Raw genomic sequence first — 552 nt, 5'->3', positions numbered from 1 at the left:
ACTGACGGGCGATTCTTTGAACAGCTTGACGTCCAACCCTACGGATTCACCCCGCTGAAGCTGCCGCCGGCGTTTGAGTTTGAATCCTTGGTCCACGCAGCAAATGAGCGAGTTCCTATCGAAGCTGTCGAGTTTGGGACTGAGACACTGTCGACCGTGATTCGAGAGTACGATGCTGCCTGACACCTTTCAGGGCTGAAGTGCTGGAACTCCTCCGCTCCTGTTTCCCGGCAGCTGAACGTGTTGTGGACGACTGTGGCATCGACTCCACAATCACTGGCGGTCGGCTGAACTATTATACATCTCGTCGAAGTCACCTTCACCACGAATCAACTCATCTACGCCGCGTGTGAGCGTCACTTCTCCGAACACCGTCGCTCGGTAGTACGTGTACAACCCATTTTGGCCTCGCTCTGTCTGTTGACGTTTTTCGACGAGGCCCACATCAACGAGTTTGTTGAGGTGATAGTGAAGTGTGCTATCATCGATCTCAATCACTTCGTCTAGTTCTTTCGGACTCATGTCTCCGCCGTGGACGAGTCGGTAGAGAAT

General features: G+C 53.3%; 1 protein-coding gene and 1 pseudogene. One reads left to right on the top strand and one right to left on the bottom strand.

Annotated elements, in window-relative coordinates; translation table 11 throughout:
* Nucleotides 1–183 (top strand): annotated as a pseudogene (locus EXE45_RS20965) (hypothetical protein); the annotation flags it as partial.
* Nucleotides 184–273: 90 nt separating this feature from the next.
* Here EXE45_RS20965 and EXE45_RS17570 read toward each other — a convergent pair.
* Nucleotides 274–552 (bottom strand): winged helix-turn-helix domain-containing protein (locus EXE45_RS17570; RefSeq protein WP_137695092.1); only part of this gene is annotated, 279 nt, incomplete at its 5' end.

Source organism: Halorubrum sp. SP9 (assembly GCF_005435015.1).
Classification (GTDB): domain Archaea; phylum Halobacteriota; class Halobacteria; order Halobacteriales; family Haloferacaceae; genus Halorubrum; species Halorubrum sodomense.
The sequence above is the reverse complement of the archived record's forward strand: the minus strand, read 5'-3'. Positions and strand labels throughout refer to the sequence as shown.